This window comes from Arcobacter sp. YIC-80 (assembly GCF_044841725.1).
GTDB lineage: Bacteria > Campylobacterota > Campylobacteria > Campylobacterales > Arcobacteraceae > Arcobacter_B.
Map to the genome: position 1 here is coordinate 798,654 of NZ_JBJBSI010000001.1, position 16,417 is coordinate 815,070.

Sequence of the window (16,417 nt, forward strand, 5' to 3'; positions counted from 1 at the left end):
AAAATAAAAGTCCTCTTTAAATTGTTTTAGTATTAGTAGTTTGATTTTCTTTCCTATTAAGGAATATAAGTAGTTTTTGATACTCAATTTCTGTAATATTCTCTCTAATTTTAGTTGTTTTTTGCTTTTTCATAATGTGACCTCATAATTTATCTTATATAATATACGTGGAATTATGTGTTTTAAACTTTTTAAGCTAAAGTAAATTTATACATACCTTCTATATCATCCTCTCCTGCCCAATCCGATAAAGTGCAAAGTCATACTTCACAGGGTCACTTATATCAAACTCTTTTAGTTTTTCAGTTATTAAAAGTGCTGATTTTAAATCATAAGTTTTTCTTTCACATAAGCCTAGTTTTTGTGATACTTTGAAAGTATGGGTATCTAGTGGTAGGATTAGATCTTTTTTGCTTATTTTTTTCCATAGTCCCATATCAAGTTCATCTTTTCTTACCATCCACCTAAGAAACATATTCCATCTTTTGTATGGAGCATTTCCTATTTGTTTTATATTTCCTTGTTTATCTCTTTTGAAAGGACTTGAAACCAAAAAAGTAAAACCTTGAGATTTATAGTTTGCTATTTGGTGGATTTTTGTGATTAATGTATCTAAACCTTCTAGGATATTGTTTTCTTTTTTGTAGCCTTCATAAAAGATATTTTCTAAGCTATCCTCAGATCTTAGTTTTTTAAAAGTTTGAAAAATCATCTTTACATCTTCACTATTTTGAAACCTATAGTAGTATCCATCTAGTGCTTTATTTATTTGTTCTTCACTTTTATCAAGAAGTGAGAAATCAAGTGAATCCAAAAACTTCACTATCAACCTTGCATTTCCATAAGCAAAAAGTGCACATATAAGTATTATAAACTCATCATCATATCTACTTGCCACTAAAAGTGGGTCTGGTTTATCGTATGACAACTCACTGTTACTATTTCTACTACAAACTTCTTTATCTAAAAGCTCTTTTATATCTTTCATAATCCTACCTAATTTTCAGTTTGGTATAATAACAAGAAATTAAAAAAAAGAGTTTAAATGAACTATCAAAAACTAAAAACTTTAATCCAAAATGCAAGAACTACAAGAAGATTTAAAAAAGATACAAAAGTAAATCTTGAAGACTTAAAAGAACTTATTGACTTAGCACGAATAACTTCTAGTGCTAAAAATATGCAACCTATAAAATACATCCTTGTTACAAAAGAAGAAGATGTACTAAAACTAGCTAGAAGTGCTTCTTGGGCTAGTCATTTAGAAAACTGGTCTCAAAGTGAAGAAGAGAGACCAAGTGCTTTTATTTTGATGTTAAATGATCAAATGATAGATGGTTTTCCTATGTTTGATGCAGGTGCTTCTTTTACAGCTATTTCTTTAGCTGCAAAAGCAAAAGGTTTAGCTACAGCACCACTTGCTTCAATAGATAAACAGTTATGTCGTAAGCTTTTTGTAATTCCAGATAATCTAGATGTTATGATAGGAATAGCTGTAGGTGTTGAAGATGAAAATATCAAACTAGTTGATACAACAAACTTTGATACGAACTACTACAGAGAAAAAAATGACACTCATTGTGTACCCAAAAGGGCTTTAGAACAGATAATCATGGGAGAGTATTAAACTCTTTTCAAAAATAGGATAATAAATGCAAAATATTTTAATCACAGGATGTTCCACAGGTATTGGACTACAAACAGCAAAAACACTCAAAGACAATGGTTACAAAGTCTATGCAAGTGCAAGAGATATAGAAGATGTCAACTCATTAAAAGCTTTAGGTTTTGAAGCACTTAAGATTGATGTTACAAAAAAAGAGGAAATTTCACAAGCTTTGAAATATATTTTAAACAAAGATGAAAAACTAGATGCTGTTTTCAACAATGCAGGTTATGGACAACCAGGAGCAGTTGAAGATGTAAGTGTAGAAACACTAAAAGAACAGTTTGAAACAAACTTCTTTGGTCTACATGAAGTTACACTACAAGCTATGAAGATTTTTAGAGCTCAAGGCTATGGGAAAATCATACAACACTCATCTGTTTTAGGAATAATCTCACTTAAATTTAGAGGTGCTTACAATGCTTCAAAATATGCTATTGAAGGTTTAGCCGATACTATGAGACAAGAGCTTATGGGAACAAATATCTTTATTTCATCTATAAATACAGGCCCTGTTACTTCAAAGTTTAGAGAAAATGCCCTAAAAAAATTCAATAAAAATATAGATATAGAAAATAGTTTTTTCAAAGATACATACAAAAAAGAGCTAAAAGCTAGACTTGAAAATGACAAAGATACTACACCTTTTAATCTTCCAGCAACATCAGTAGCAAATGTGATTTTAGAAATCATGAAATCAAATAATCCAAAACCAAGATATTATGTAACAAAAGCTACATATATCTTAGGTTTCTTCAAAAGAGTTTTATCTACAAGACTTTTAGATAAGCTTCTAAATAGGATATAAAAAGAAAAGAATTAAATTCCTTTCTTTTTATTTTGTTATATAAGGTTTCCCATAAAATCTGATTACTAAGAATACTACAAGTAAACCAATTGGTAGTAAGAAGTATACAGGTACTCCAAATGCAGCTGGGATATATCCACAAACAATAGCAACAGCCCCTACAAATAATGCATAAGGTAATTGCGTAGCGATGTGATCCATGTGGTTACAAGATGAAGCCATTGATGATAAAATAGATGTATCAGAAATAGGCGAACAATGATCCCCAAAAATAGCACCTGTTAATACAGCACCTACATTTAGAACAATATAACTATGAAGTTCATTCCCTTCTAAACCTGTATGAATTCCTACAGCACTTGCTAAAGGAATTGTTAAAGGCATTAAAATTCCCATTGTTCCATAAGATGTTCCTGTTGAGAAAGAGATGATAGAACCAAGTATAAAAATCACAGTTGGTAAAATAAACTGAGGTGTACTATCTGATAAAAGTGTTACAAGATATTGAGCAGTTCCTAGCTCTTTCATCACAGAAGATAAAGACCAAGCAAGGATTAAAATCACAGCCGTAATAACTAAAGCTTTAACTCCATAAACCCAAGTCTCAATTGCTTCATGTAGTGAGAAAATCTTTTGTTGTAATCCCATACCAATAGCAACAAGTGAAGCTAATAATGCAGCTTCAAAAATAACAATAGACGCATCAGCAGCACCAAAAGCTTCTCTAATTGCTTCAAAAGAGTAAGGAGCAGCTTCTACAATCTTTAAAGCTTCACCTTCTAAACCTGAAACACCATTTATATAAAATCCTACAATAGAAACTATAATAAGTACAAAAATAGGAATAATCGCATTAAAAATAGAATAAGTAACATCTTCTTTAGGCATCATAAATGAGTTTTCTTGATTCATCAAAGTACTATCTGTTTTAGGATTTGTTAATTCACCTTTTTCATAAGCTCTTTTTGAAGCTTCATACATAGGACCAAAATCTCTAAGTGTAAAAGCAGTAAAGAAAACAAAAGCAAGCATTAAGATATTATAAAATCTATAAGGAAGTGTTTCTACGAAAACAGCAAAAGCATTTACCTCTGGCTGTCCAATAGCAACATAAGCATCTTTAATAAGTGATAACTCATAACCAACCCAAGTAGAAATAAGTGCAAGTCCTGCAATAGGTGCAGCAGTTGAGTCAATAATAAATGCTAATTTTTCTCTAGCAACTTTTAGTTTATCTGTTACAGGTCTCATAATAGGCCCTACAACTAATGAGTTTGCATAATCATCAAAGAATATAAAGAATCCCATAACCCAAGTATAAAGTTGTGCAGTTGCAGGAGTTTTAGCCTTTGCTGCAAGTTTAATAGCAATAGCTCTAGGCCCTCCCATTTTTGTAATAACTGCAATCATACCACCAATTGTTAGAACTTGAAGAACAATACCTGCATTCCATGAATCAGCAAGCGAACCAACCATTTTTGATGACATATCAACTAAAGCATTAAAAAAAGAAGCGAAAATATTCGCACCAGTGATATTTACCATAAATGTACCTGTAAATATACCCATAAATAAAGAAAAGATTACATTTCTTGTTACAAATGCTAATACAATAGCAACTAATGGAGGAAGTAAGGTTAAAGCTCCAAAGGTAACAGAATTATCTTTTGTATCTGCTAGTAAAGCTATAGGAAGAATAGCTACTAGTATAAAAGTTTTTAAAAAACTAGTCAAAATAATCCTTTTATAAAAAATCAAACTTATTATTATACTCTTAACTTACTTTAAAGTTACAAAATAGTTACAATAAGTTAGTTTTTTATAGTATTTATATTTCTTTCATTTCTTTTATATGTTTTTTAATTAGATTAGAAATAGAACTATTTAATAGTTCTAAAAAAGCACTCTTATCTCTAAAAATATCTGAAAGTTTATACTTTCTTGAAGAAACTGTTGTTTCATTTACTAAATCATTTAGGTATAATTCTTTCCCATTTTGTGTATTTACTATTCTTACTTGCATATAGATTTTCATATAAGCTGTATTGGAAAAGAAATTTTCATCAATTTCATATTTTTTTACATATAAATTTATAACATTATTTGCACCAAAAAGAACAAATTTATTTTTATAAAAACTATCTTCTCTCATCTGTTTTTTGAACTCTTGTTTTATCTGATTTTCTAAAGAAATATCAAACTTATTTAAAGCTCTTTGAAAGTTTAAACCCTCACTATTTTTTATATCAGGTCTTACACTAGTTCCTGCATGAATACCTATATGACGAGAAATATATCTTCCAAAACCTAAATTTAAAGATACAGGAGATTTTACAGTTTGTGCAGGTTTTGATACTATTATATTTTCATTTAAAGAAATAGACTTCATTTGTTTATTAAAGTTTACTTGATTTTTTGAGGAACATGCTGTAAAAAACACAGATATAAAAAATATTAATAAAACTGACATATACTTCATAAAAATCCTTTTATTTTAGACTCTTTAATTAATTATAGTAAAAATAAATATAAAGTTTATAAAATCATACTTTTATGATAAATGTTGCCCCTTCTTTTGAGTTTTGAAGTAGAAGTTCACCATTAAAATGCTCTTGAATAATTAGCATAGACATATAAAGACCTATTCCACTACTTTTTTCTTTTGTTGTAAAATAGGGTTCAAAGATTTTTTCTTCTAACTCTTTGGGTACTCCATTGGCATTATCTTTTATAAAAAGTTTACCTTTCTCAAAATTTATTTCTATTTTTGCATTTTCTATACTATTTTTTACTAATTCATCTTTAGCATTACTTAACAAATTTAAAACAACCTGAGAATACTCATTTTCAAAGCCAAGAATTTGTATATCTTTATCTACTTTTACTTCAAGTTTTATATTATATTCTTCTATTATTGGTTTAATTATAAAGACTGCATTTGAAATAGCAGTTTTTATATAAAACAATTCTTTTTGTTTTTTTGGCTTATAAAAATCTCTAAAACTATCAATAGTATTTGACATAAACAGAAGTTGATTATTTGCTTGTTTTATTTTTTTATCCAAGTATTTCTTATCTAACTCCCCATGTTCAAAAGCACTATTTATATTCATCATTATATATCCTAGATGAGTCAAAGGTTGTCTGTATTGATGAGCGATATTATTTAACATTTGTCCCATTGAAGCGAGTTTATTTTGATGAATAAGCATCTGTTCATGCATGGTTTTCTTTTTTTCTAACTCCTTCATTTTATATCCTAATGAAAAAGATAAAATCAAGGACTCTAAAGGAAACCCAATATATAAAGCATAAATATCAGAAACCATAAAAAAATCATACTCTACAACAATAAGACATAGAAAAATCACACTCCAACCTAAAATATAAAATAAAGCTATTTTATATCCTTGTTTATAAACTAAAAATGATGATAACAATAAAATACCAACAAAAATAGAAATTGGTAGATAATCAAATAAAATGCTATTTCCAATAATAACATAAACAATAGTGTCAATAATAACTAAAAAAAGTAGTACTAATAATAACTTATCAACTTTTGGAATAGTATTTTTAGAATCCAAAAATTCTCTATTAAATAAAACTGCAAATATAAAAGATAATTGTCCTAGAAAATCAGATACATGAATATATTCATATAAAGGCTTTAAAAAATCCAAAGTCATAATATTTGTAATCATAAATAAAAGCAAAGATAGCTGTAAAAATGAATAGTATAAAAAGCTTTTTTCTCTATTATAAAGAAATAAAACGAAGTTATATAAAAAAGCACAAAAAACAATACCATAAGCTAAACCAAAATATAGTTTTTCAGTATCTAAAATATTTTTAAAGCCTTCTTCATCAAATATTTCTAAGTTGAGATAAGGCCCTGCTTTAGAATCACTTGTATCTATTTCAATAACTATTTCATTTTGAGTAAGTTTGTCTATTTCTATTATTAATTCATTATCATTTCTAAAAGCTTCTATATTTATGTCTTTTATATTTTTATAATTATGTAAAATTCTAAGAAAATATTTCTTATTTTGAATAATATCTTTGTTTAAAAATAGTTTTAAATAAAATTTATCAAAATAGTTTTCATCTTTTATAGTAGATATATCTATATAAGTTTTATTATCTTTTGAAACTTCCATTTTTGAAATAATTGGATCATCAGAAAAAGCAAATAAGTTAACAATAAAAAGAAACCATATAAAAAGTAGTTTCATAAAAAACCTTTTTTATTTTATAATAATAAAAAAATATGTTAAAAAAATGTTAAGTTAGAATATTTATTTTATATCCAAGTCCTGAAAAATTCTCAATAATTCCATTTGGTAGTTTTTTTCTCAAGGCTCTTACTAAAGAACGTATAGCATCACCACTCATATAATTGTCATACCAAATATAAGTTTGTATTTCTTCATAAGAAACAACTCTATTTGAGTTTGAACATAAAAGTTCTAAAAATAAAATCTCATTTTTTGTAAGTTTTTTAAGTTTATTATTTACTAAAAGAGTTTTATTAAAAATATCAAAAAAAACATCTGAAGAAAACTTTTTAATATTAGTATCATCTTCTTTTATAGTCTCAATACAAGACTTTAAAACAGAAATTAATTTTGTCTCTAAAATTGGTTTTAGCATATATTTTACAAGTTGTAATTCAACTGCGGTAATTAAAAAATTTGTATCTGTATAAGCTGTAGCTATTATAATCTGTGTTTTTTTATCACTTTGTCGGATTTTTTTTGCTAACTCTATACCATTTAAATTTGGCATTTTTATATCAGTGATAACAATATGAGGTTTAACTTTTTCTATTAATTGTAAAGCTTCCAAGCCATCTCTAGATTCATAAACTTCATCAAAATATCTATTTAAATACTCTATTGCATTTTCACGAATAAGATCTTCATCATCAACATATAGTAATCTAATATTTTTAAACTTTTCATTTTTCATAAGAAAGATTATATCAAATTTTTATTCACATATTTTACACATATTAAAAATATATACTTTTAAAAATATAACCATTAAAAGGAAAAATATGAAAAAAACAATTTTAACAACACTTCTTGCTGTATCAATTGCTTCTATTTTTACAGCTTGTTCAACAAAAAGATATGGAAGACTTCAAAATGTTACAGAATTAGAAAGTCAATACTTAACTTGTCAAGCAATAAAAGTAGAAATAGATAAAGCACAAAAATTTATAAATAACATAGAAACAAAAAATAATAAGTTCGACAAAGAGTATGTATTTGGTATCTTGGGAGATTTAGGTATTGGTAATAGATTAGAATACAATGAAGCAAAAGAGTCAGCTAAAACTAGACTTGAAAATTTAACAACACTAGAAAAACAAAAAAATTGTAATTAAAAAGAGAGTTTACTCTCTTTTTAATCTATCTAAATACATCTGCCATTTGGTTTTGGTACCAAGCCACAGCATATTGTGCTTCTTGCATTCTAAATGAAGGATTAGCATTCATAGGACTTAAGCCACCAGCACCTTCAACTTTTACAATTTTATCTTCATGGGCTTCATAAACAGCAGCAACAGAAATTCCATATTTTGGAGCAACTAAACTATAACAAGTATTAGCTAATTTAGGAGGATTAACTACAGCTTGTTTTCGTAGAAGTCTTGATACTTGTAAAGCAGCAATTTTTCCTTGTGAGTTTGCAGAAAAACCTGATTTTGGCATTTTTGTAGCAATTGCAGCATCTCCAATTACGTGTACATTTTTTACAAGTCTTGATTCAAATGTTTTAGTATTTACAGGACACCAATCACCTTTTGTTAAACCAGAATCAAAGGCTAATTGACCTGCTTTTTGTGAAGGAATATAGTTTAAAACATCAGCTTTCACTACCTCATCTTCAGTTGTAATCTCAAGTTTTTTAGGATTAACTTCTAATACTTTTCCCCCAAACTCAGCACTTCTCCATTCAATCATATCTCCATAAAGCTTTTCCCAACCTTCTTGAAATAATCCCTGTTTAGAGAACTTATTTTTTTGATCTAAGATGATAATCTTAGAATTTGGTTTATTTGTTTTTAAATAGTGAGCCACTAGTGAGATTCTTTCATAAGGTCCAGGAGGACATCTAAATGGATTAGGAGGTGATACCATCACATAAGTTCCACCATCTTTCATTTTTTCAAGTTGTTCTCTTAAAAGTGTTGTTTGAGCCCCTGCTTTATAAGCGTGAGGTGCAAATCTTTCAGAACCTTTTTCATAACCTTTTTCATATTTAAAATCAATTCCAGGAGAAACAATAGCTCTATGATATGGTATTATTTCTCCACTTTCTAAAATCACACTATTTATTGAACCATCAACTTTTTTTACTTTTGAATAAACTACTTTTACTTTATATTTACTCTCTAAAGTTTTATAATCATGTTTAATATATTCGATATCATTTAATCCAGCAATTACAGTATTTCCAAATGGACAAGTATAATATTCTTTATTTTGCTCTATTAAAATAACTTCTGTTTCAGGGCTAAATTTTTTTAGATATTTTGCAGCAGTTGCACCACCAAAACCACCACCTACAACAACAACTCTTTTTTTATCTTTTGGTAAAGAAACACTTGTAAGACTACTACAAGCAGTAAAAGAAAGAGCAACAGATCCAATAAGTAATTTATTAAAATTTCTTCTATTCATCATCTTTTATCCTTTATCTCTTTACTTTTGAAAAATAGTAAGCTATTTGTTCTAGTTCCGCATCAGTAAAACCTTTTGCATGTTTTTGCATCATTGTACCTTCTCTTTTCCCATACTTATAATCAAGAAGTGTTTGATACATACTTGTTTTTTCCATACCTGCAATATATGGTGTAATAAGTTCAGATTTACCATCAGTTCCATGACATGATGCACATGACAGTGACAACATTTTTCCTTGAAGTTCGTCATATTCTACTCCAAATGATAAACTATACAAAGATACGAGAATAACTGCTATCCTTTTCATCCTTAGCTCCCTTTTTATACTTTTTTGTTGAGTCATATACTCAACAATTAAATTATAAAATAAAAACATAACAAATAAGTAGCATTTACTTAAGTTTTTTGAATTTCTTTTTGATTAGCTTTAGTTTGTAAGAAATCTGATATTTGCATCAGACAAAATGTGATAATAAAAATCATAAGTCCAGGGAAAAAACTAACCCACCACGCTATATCCATAACTGCCTTACCATCGCTTAGCAGTGACCCCCAAGACATATCAGGAGGATTAATACCAAGACCTAAAAAAGATAGTCCTGATTCAGCTAAAATTGAACCACCTACTCCAAAGGTAAATGATATTAAAAATATAGGTGCTAATAATGGTGTAAAATATTTAAAAATAATCTTTAAAGTAGAAACATTTGCTAGTCTTAATATTTTAATAAAAGGTCTATTTCCTATAGCAAAACTTTCACTTCTAATTAATCTTGCCATTCCCATCCAACCTGTAATTGAAATAACTATGATTAAAATAAGTGCCGAAGCTTGAATATACGAAACAAGTGCTAAAAGTAAGAAAAAAGTAGGAAAAGTCAAAAATAAGTCAATTATAATAGTAATTGATTTATCTATATTACCTTTGAAATAGCCTGCATTTATTCCTATAAAAAGTCCTATTATAGAAGAAATAGAAGCAGCTAAAAAACCAATAATAAGTGAAGTTTGTCCACCTAGTAAAACTCTTGCTAAAACATCTCTTCCTAATCTATCCGTACCAAAAAGATGTTCCCAAGATGGTGCTTGAAGAATTTTACTTGGGTTTAATTCATAAGGAGAAATAGTATAAAAAAAAGGCAATAAAAATACTAATAAAACTGTTGTAACTAGTAAATATAAAGCCAATTTAAACATATCTTATTTCTCATCCTTATAAGTATAATATGAAAGGGAACTTTTCCCAAACTTTTTTGTCTTATCTAAGCTAAATTTACCTAAAACATCAGGTATTTCAAGTGTTGATACATGTTCTAATATTACTATATAAATATTATCATTTTCAATTTCTTCAATCATTTTAAAAGATTTTGTATAAATATCATCCATACCTTCTCTATAATCAAAAGGTGGATCAACATATAAAATTATCTCATCTTCTGAATTTTTTAAACTATTTAAAATTGTTGGTGTTTGAGTAAAAGTATCGCCTTGCATAGTTTGACATGAATTCATATCTAAAGACTTACAGTTTTTTACTAATATATTATAAGAGTTTCTATTAAGTTCTACAAAATAAGCTCTTTTTGCATCTCTACTTAAAGCTTCTAAACCAATAGACCCAGAACCGGCAAAGGCTTCAACAAATATTTTATCTATAATATCAAATTGTAATACATTAAATAATGACTCTTTAAGTCTTGCTTTTGAACTTCTTGTAACCTCTAAAGATGGAAGTTCTAAAACTCTTCCTTTATATTTTCCTGCAATTATTTTAGTTGTTGGTTTATTATTTTTCATTTTCTCTTTTCTTTAAAATTTATCTTGCATAAGATTCTGCTCTAAGCTCTCTTATTACATTTACTTTTATTTCACCTGGATATTGAACTTTATCTTCAATTTCTTGAGCAATTTCTGTTGATAATAAAACTGCTTCATCATCATTTACAAGTTCAGCTTTTACAATAACTCTTACTTCTCTACCTGCATTAATTGCATAAGCATTTATAACACCTGTTTTTGATGTAGATATTTTTTCAACTTCTTCTACTCTTTTTAAGAAACTCTCTAAAACTTCTCTTCTTGCACCTGGTCTTGCAGCACTTAAAGCATCAGCTGCACATACAGCAGCACTCTCTACATTTATAGGTTCTTCATGTCCATGGTGAGCATAAATAGCATTTAATACTGTGTCTGGTTCTTCATATCTTTTACAAATTTCAGCCCCAAGATGTACGTGAGAACCTGGCATTTCATGCGTTAAAGCTTTTCCAATATCATGTAAAAGACCAGCACGTCTTGCTAAAATAGCATCTCCACCCATTTGAGCTGCTAAAAGTCCTGAAAGATGTGCAACTTCTAAGGTATGGGCTAAAGCATTTTGACCATAAGATGCTCTATATCTTAATTTTCCAACTAATTTTACAAGTTCTGGGTGCATTGATTTTATTCCTAATTCAAGAACAACATCCTCACCTTCTTTATGAATATTTCTATCAAATTCAGCTTTTACATTTTTATAAACTTCTTCAATTCTAGTTGGTTGAATTCTTCCATCTTCTAATAACTCTTTTATTGTTCTAGTAGCAACTGCTCTTCTGTAAAGATTAAAAGAAGAAATAGTAATAGTATTTGGAGTATCATCAATAATAATATCAACACCCATAAGCATTTCAAGAGCTTTAATATTTCTTCCTTCCTTACCAATGATCTTTCCTTTTGTTTCTTCATCACTTAAAGGAATATTATTGATAAGTCTTTCTGCTGCAAACTCTCCTGCATATCTTGTAACAGCATGAGATAACATATTATTAATTTCATTTTTACAGTTTTGTTCAGCATGTTTATATTTTTTTCTAAAAATGGAAGCTATTTTTGCTCTTGAATCTTCTTTTACTTTTTTAATCATTAAATCAGTTGCTTCGTCTTCTGTAAGTCCAGAAGCATTTTCTAAAATTTTAATAGCTTCTGCTGTTTTCTCTTCATAAGTCTTTTTCTGTTTTTTAAGTCCTTCTTTTAAAGTACTTAGCTTATTATTTTTTTCAATAATTTGTTCTTTTTGATCTTTTATAGCATTTAACTCTTTTTCTAAATGCTCATTAAGTTCTTTTTCTTTTTTTTCAATTTTTGCAAGCATAGCATCATAATCTCTTCTTGCATTTTTGAATTCTCTATCACAGTCAGTTTTAGCTTTAAGTTGTGCCTCTTTAAGTGCAACCTCTGCTTCATGTTCAATAACTTTTGCTTTGGCCTTTGCTTGTTCTATAAAAACCTGCAACTTTGCCTTATCTATTTTCCTGACTACAAAAATACTGATTGCAGAACTTAAAAGTGCTACAACTCCTCCTACAATAATATATTCCATTTTCTAAACCTTAACTAGTAATTATATAATCTGCTTGAATATCGTGTTTTTCTGTGAGTATCTCGTCACTTTTACAAAGTGTCAATTGAGTAAAAACTATTGTTGGTTTATAATTTAATCTATCAAAAAATCTATCATACATGCCTTTTCCAAAACCTATACGTTTTCCAATACAATCAACTCCAACAATAGGAACTATCGCCATATCAATTTTATCAGTTCTAAAAAAAGAGTTATTAGGCTCTTTTATTCCAAACTTTTTTTTATTTAAAGGAAGTCTATATTTCACTATTTTAAAACTATCTTTATACATATATGGAACATAAACATTTTTATTTTTATATTTTCTTAATTTATTTATTAAAGGTTTTGTATCAACCTCTGTTCCTAAAGGTATATACAATAATATGTTTTTTGCTTTACTCTTATCAATCAAGTTTTCTATATTTCTAATAATAATTTTATCTCTATAAAACTTCGAAAAACGACTCGAAAACTCTAACTTTTTAATACACGATTTTCTAAAATCACTTTTGTGATTTACATTCATATTTAAGCCTCACTTGGGTAAAATTTCAACCCAATAAATAATTTTACCCAAAGGAATTAAAATGCAGTTTAAAACCTTGGCATTTTTGTCTATTTTATCTATATTATTATTCACAGGTTGTGAACAAAAAGAAAAAAAACAAGAAGAAGCACAACAAGACATATCAGTAAAAGATACAAATACAATTAATCTTAAAACAATTGATAATAAAGTAATAACATTAATTGAAGAAAATGGTGCTTACAAAGTAAAAGAGTACCCAAACAAAATCATATTATTAAATTTCTTTGCAACTTGGTGTCCACCTTGTAAAGCAGAGATTCCAAATTTAATAACTTTACAAAACAAATACCAAGGTAATTTTAAAGTAATTTCAGTTTTACTTGAAAAAAATAAAACAAACGAAGAAATATTAGAGTTCTCAAATAGCTTTAATATAAACTATGATGTAACAAATAGTGAAGACAACTATAAACTTGCTAATAAAATTGGTCCAGTAAAATCAATACCAACGATGTTTATGTTAGGAAAAGATGGTAGTATTTTCCAAAAATACGTTGGAATAGTTCCTGTTGAAATGATGGAACTAGATATAAATAAACTATTGAAAAAATAAAGGTCATAAATGTTTAGTTTTTTTAAGAAAAAGAAAAAAGAAGAAGAACCAGTAAAAAGCGAACATCTTGAAGAAGATGTAAAAAAAGATGACTCTTTTGAAGAAGAAAAACAAGAAATTGAAACTAAAGAAGAAGTTGTTTTAAATGACACAATTGAAAAAGATATAAAAGAAGAAGATATTGAAGAAACAATTGTAAAAGAAGAAGCAAATAATACGAATACCCAAATAGAATCTAAAGTAGAAGAAGAATCTGAAACAGAAGAAGAAAAGAAAGGATTTTTTTCAAGAGCTTTAGAAAAAACCTTTGGAAATATCAAATCAGTAATTCCTCAAAAACAAGAAAAAATTGCCTTTGACGATATAGAAGAAATGCTTATTGAAGCTGATATGGAATATGAAATTATTGAAAAAGCAATGGATGGACTTCCAGAGGAGATTACAAGAAAACAATTAAGACATAGACTTGTAATGCTATTTGAACATGCACCAGATGTTGATTTATCAAATCTTCCAAAACCTTTTGTAAGATTAATCATAGGAGTAAATGGAGCAGGAAAAACTACTACAATAGCAAAACTTGCTAACAAATCTAAAAAAGAAGGTAAATCAGTAATTCTTGGAGCAGGAGATACATTTAGAGCAGCGGCTATTGAACAGCTTGCTACATGGGCAGATAAACTTAATGTTCCAATTATAAAAACAAAACAAGGGCATGACTCAAGTGCAGTTGCTTATGATACAATTTCATCAGCAGTAGCAAGAGATATTGATAATGTGATCATTGATACAGCTGGAAGATTACAAACTCAAACAAACTTGAATAATGAGCTTAAAAAAATTGTAAAAGTGTGTGATAAAGCATACTCAGGAGCACCTCATCAAAAGTTAATGATTTTAGATGGTACACAAGGAAATACAGCAATTGCTCAAGCAAAAGCTTTTAATGAAATAGTTGGTGTTGATGGTATAATTGTTACAAAACTTGATGGTACTGCAAAAGGTGGTGCCCTATTTTCAATTTCAAATCAACTTGAATTACCTATTTTCTTTGTAGGTGTGGGAGAAAAACAAGATGATTTAATCGAATTTAGCCCTGATGAGTTTGTAGATAGTATTTTAGATGAAATCTACACTCCTGAAGAAAAATAAGAAGTAAAAACTTCTTATTTTTTACAAACTATCAATTTACGATAAAAAACTACCTATTTTTCTAAAATAACTCTCTATATTCTCAAAGGAATGAGTTCCACCCTCTTCTATTACAAGTTCACTTTGTTCTAATTTTTCAACAGCATCATTATAATCAAGAACTTCATCTCCTGTTTGAAGAAGTGTTATAAAATTTTCTTGTTTTTTTATTTCTTGAACTTCTAAACCTTTTAGGGCTTGAATATGTTCAGCTGTAACTTCAAAAGTAGATAAATCATAATAGTTTCTTGCCATTCCAACTTTATCTAATGTTTTATATGGATAAATAGCAGGATTAATTAAAACAGCTTTTAAATCATACTTATTTGCTAAATATATACTATAATAACCTCCTAAAGATGAACCAACTAAGCCTACTTTTTCACCTTTTTCTAAAAGCATTTGTATTAACTGTTCTAAAGTATCAATTGCTAAATTTGGTACATAAGATAAAGAAGGTGCAATTACTTCATCCTCAAAATATTCTCTTATCAATGAAGCTTTTCCTCCATGTCCACTACTACCAAATCCGTGTATATATATAATCATTATTTTTCCTCATTATTTAAATACTGTCTTAAAGCTTTTCTTGAAGCTTTATCCACAAGATTAAAAAGTTTATCAAACTCATCTTTTTTCTTTGAAGCTTTATGACCTTTTATTTTTATAAAATCAATTTCTAAAACATCAATAAAACTATAAAATTCTTTATATAAAAGTTCATTTTTTACTGTTTTATTTGTAGATGTTTTAAATTTGTTACTTTCAAGTTTTTCTCTTCGTTGAAGTAGACTTAAAATATTTTGACAATCTGTATAAACTTCTAATTTTTGGATTTTATCAGACTCTTGTTTTAAAGCCCATAATAAAACCTCTAATTCAAGTTTTGTAGAAGAAGTGTTTTCAAACATCTTTACTTTTATACTTTTTTTTAGTATTTCTAAATCACTATTGTCTTCAAATACAAAATAAGACCCAAAGCCTATTTTTAATTGAGGATTAACACTTCCATCACAAAATAGTTTTATCATTAAATAGACTTATTTCATTTTAGCTAGTTTGATTATAGTGTGTAAAGAAGCTTTTAATTTTTCTAAAGCTTTACCTTTTGGTACTGCAAGCTTTGCACAATTATTTACAGCAATAGCATAATCACTATATAAACGATTTTGAGGATATTTTTTAGAATAAGCTTTAACTAGATTTGCTTTATAAGCATCAACTTGTTTTTGCATTAATTTTGCTTTTGAATAATCACCTTTGTTAAAATTAGCTAAACCTGGTGTTATAATTTCATTTTGGATATATTTATTATACTCATTAAGACCATCTTTTATAAGTTTTATATCAGAAGAAGGGTATTTTGACGGTGCTTTTTCAAGTTTTTTATCAATAAAATCTAGTAAACCTTGACATGATTGCATATCATTTAAAGAAGGCGATGCAAACAGTGAGCTACTTAAAACTACAGTTGAAATAAGAAATAAAATAGTTTTTTTTAACATTTAAAACTCCTTTTAATTT

The 16,417-nt window shown here is 27.8% G+C and carries 19 protein-coding genes; 5 read left to right on the forward strand and 14 right to left on the reverse strand.

Annotation, left to right across the window (positions count from 1 at the left end; translation table 11 throughout):
* Positions 1 to 220: 220 nt before the first annotated feature.
* Positions 221 to 988 carry a TIGR02757 family protein gene (locus tag ACH5BK_RS03735; protein WP_404304556.1) on the reverse strand — a complete coding sequence of 256 codons (768 nt, stop codon included), beginning with the start codon at positions 986 to 988 and terminating at the stop codon, positions 221 to 223.
* A 57-nt stretch (positions 989 to 1,045) separates the two neighbouring features.
* Here ACH5BK_RS03735 and ACH5BK_RS03740 point away from each other — a divergent pair, with 57 nt between their 5' ends.
* Together ACH5BK_RS03740 and ACH5BK_RS03745 are read left to right on the forward strand one after the other, a co-directional pair.
* Complete coding sequence (locus ACH5BK_RS03740; protein WP_404304557.1) at positions 1,046 to 1,627, forward strand: nitroreductase family protein; 582 nt, start codon at positions 1,046 to 1,048, stop codon at positions 1,625 to 1,627.
* 25 nt (positions 1,628 to 1,652) lie between these two features.
* Positions 1,653 to 2,474: an SDR family NAD(P)-dependent oxidoreductase gene (locus ACH5BK_RS03745; RefSeq protein WP_404304559.1), complete on the forward strand. Its 822-nt coding sequence runs from the start codon at positions 1,653 to 1,655 to the stop codon at positions 2,472 to 2,474.
* A gap of 27 nt (positions 2,475 to 2,501) precedes the next feature.
* Here ACH5BK_RS03745 and ACH5BK_RS03750 read toward each other — a convergent pair whose 3' ends face one another.
* From ACH5BK_RS03750 to ACH5BK_RS03765, 4 genes are all read right to left on the reverse strand, one after another.
* The gene (locus ACH5BK_RS03750) at positions 2,502 to 4,208 is read right to left on the reverse strand and encodes a Na+/H+ antiporter NhaC family protein (protein ID WP_404304561.1); all 1,707 of its coding nucleotides are present in this window, start codon (positions 4,206 to 4,208) and stop codon (positions 2,502 to 2,504) included.
* Positions 4,209 to 4,302: 94 nt separating this feature from the next.
* On the reverse strand, positions 4,303 to 4,953 hold the full coding sequence (locus ACH5BK_RS03755; protein WP_404304563.1) for a hypothetical protein: 651 nt from the start codon (positions 4,951 to 4,953) through the stop codon (positions 4,303 to 4,305).
* A gap of 64 nt (positions 4,954 to 5,017) precedes the next feature.
* Positions 5,018 to 6,712, reverse strand: a complete 1,695-nt coding sequence (locus ACH5BK_RS03760; protein WP_404304565.1) for a 7TM diverse intracellular signaling domain-containing protein — start codon at positions 6,710 to 6,712, stop codon at positions 5,018 to 5,020.
* A 49-nt stretch (positions 6,713 to 6,761) separates the two neighbouring features.
* Positions 6,762 to 7,448, reverse strand: a complete 687-nt coding sequence (locus ACH5BK_RS03765) for a response regulator transcription factor (RefSeq protein ID WP_404304567.1) — start codon at positions 7,446 to 7,448, stop codon at positions 6,762 to 6,764.
* A gap of 88 nt (positions 7,449 to 7,536) precedes the next feature.
* Between ACH5BK_RS03765 and ACH5BK_RS03770 the strand changes: the two genes are divergently transcribed.
* A complete protein-coding gene (locus ACH5BK_RS03770; RefSeq protein ID WP_404304569.1) occupies positions 7,537 to 7,869 on the forward strand; it encodes a hypothetical protein in 333 nt (110 codons plus the stop codon).
* A gap of 25 nt (positions 7,870 to 7,894) precedes the next feature.
* Here ACH5BK_RS03770 and ACH5BK_RS03775 read toward each other — a convergent pair whose 3' ends face one another.
* From ACH5BK_RS03775 to ACH5BK_RS03800, 6 genes are all read right to left on the reverse strand, one after another.
* Positions 7,895 to 9,172, reverse strand: coding sequence for an FCSD flavin-binding domain-containing protein (locus ACH5BK_RS03775; protein ID WP_404304571.1), 1,278 nt, complete (start codon positions 9,170 to 9,172; stop codon positions 7,895 to 7,897).
* Between the two features lie 10 nt (positions 9,173 to 9,182).
* On the reverse strand, positions 9,183 to 9,479 hold the full coding sequence (locus ACH5BK_RS03780) for a c-type cytochrome (RefSeq protein ID WP_404304573.1): 297 nt from the start codon (positions 9,477 to 9,479) through the stop codon (positions 9,183 to 9,185).
* 89 nt (positions 9,480 to 9,568) lie between these two features.
* The gene (locus tag ACH5BK_RS03785; protein ID WP_404304575.1) at positions 9,569 to 10,369 is read right to left on the reverse strand and encodes an ABC transporter permease; all 801 of its coding nucleotides are present in this window, start codon (positions 10,367 to 10,369) and stop codon (positions 9,569 to 9,571) included.
* Positions 10,370 to 10,372: 3 nt separating this feature from the next.
* Complete coding sequence (gene rsmD / locus ACH5BK_RS03790; RefSeq protein WP_404304577.1) at positions 10,373 to 10,972, reverse strand: 16S rRNA (guanine(966)-N(2))-methyltransferase RsmD; 600 nt, start codon at positions 10,970 to 10,972, stop codon at positions 10,373 to 10,375.
* Positions 10,973 to 10,991: 19 nt separating this feature from the next.
* On the reverse strand, positions 10,992 to 12,536 hold the full coding sequence (gene rny / locus ACH5BK_RS03795; protein WP_404304579.1) for a ribonuclease Y: 1,545 nt from the start codon (positions 12,534 to 12,536) through the stop codon (positions 10,992 to 10,994).
* A gap of 10 nt (positions 12,537 to 12,546) precedes the next feature.
* Entirely contained in the window at positions 12,547 to 13,086 is a 540-nt protein-coding gene (locus ACH5BK_RS03800) for a 5-formyltetrahydrofolate cyclo-ligase (protein ID WP_404304581.1), read from the reverse strand.
* 61 nt (positions 13,087 to 13,147) lie between these two features.
* Here ACH5BK_RS03800 and ACH5BK_RS03805 point away from each other — a divergent pair, with 61 nt between their 5' ends.
* Positions 13,148 to 13,702, forward strand: a complete 555-nt coding sequence (locus ACH5BK_RS03805) for a TlpA family protein disulfide reductase (protein ID WP_404304583.1) — start codon at positions 13,148 to 13,150, stop codon at positions 13,700 to 13,702.
* A gap of 228 nt (positions 13,703 to 13,930) precedes the next feature.
* Positions 13,931 to 14,854 (forward strand): signal recognition particle-docking protein FtsY, encoded by a 924-nt coding sequence (ftsY, locus tag ACH5BK_RS03810; protein ID WP_404304669.1) that lies wholly within the window; start codon positions 13,931 to 13,933, stop codon positions 14,852 to 14,854.
* Positions 14,855 to 14,890: 36 nt separating this feature from the next.
* Here the strand turns inward: ftsY and ACH5BK_RS03815 are convergent, their stop codons facing one another.
* The 3 genes from ACH5BK_RS03815 to ACH5BK_RS03825 are packed head-to-tail and all read right to left on the reverse strand — an operon-like array spanning position 14,891 to position 16,398.
* Positions 14,891 to 15,442, reverse strand: a complete 552-nt coding sequence (locus ACH5BK_RS03815) for a YqiA/YcfP family alpha/beta fold hydrolase (protein WP_404304585.1) — start codon at positions 15,440 to 15,442, stop codon at positions 14,891 to 14,893.
* The gene (locus ACH5BK_RS03820) at positions 15,442 to 15,924 is read right to left on the reverse strand and encodes a ribonuclease HI (protein WP_404304587.1); all 483 of its coding nucleotides are present in this window, start codon (positions 15,922 to 15,924) and stop codon (positions 15,442 to 15,444) included. The genes ACH5BK_RS03815 and ACH5BK_RS03820 overlap by 1 nt, the downstream gene beginning before the upstream one ends.
* Before the next feature lie 9 nt (positions 15,925 to 15,933).
* A complete protein-coding gene (locus ACH5BK_RS03825) occupies positions 15,934 to 16,398 on the reverse strand; it encodes a hypothetical protein (protein ID WP_404304589.1) in 465 nt (154 codons plus the stop codon).
* Between the last annotated feature and the right edge of the window lie 19 nt (positions 16,399 to 16,417).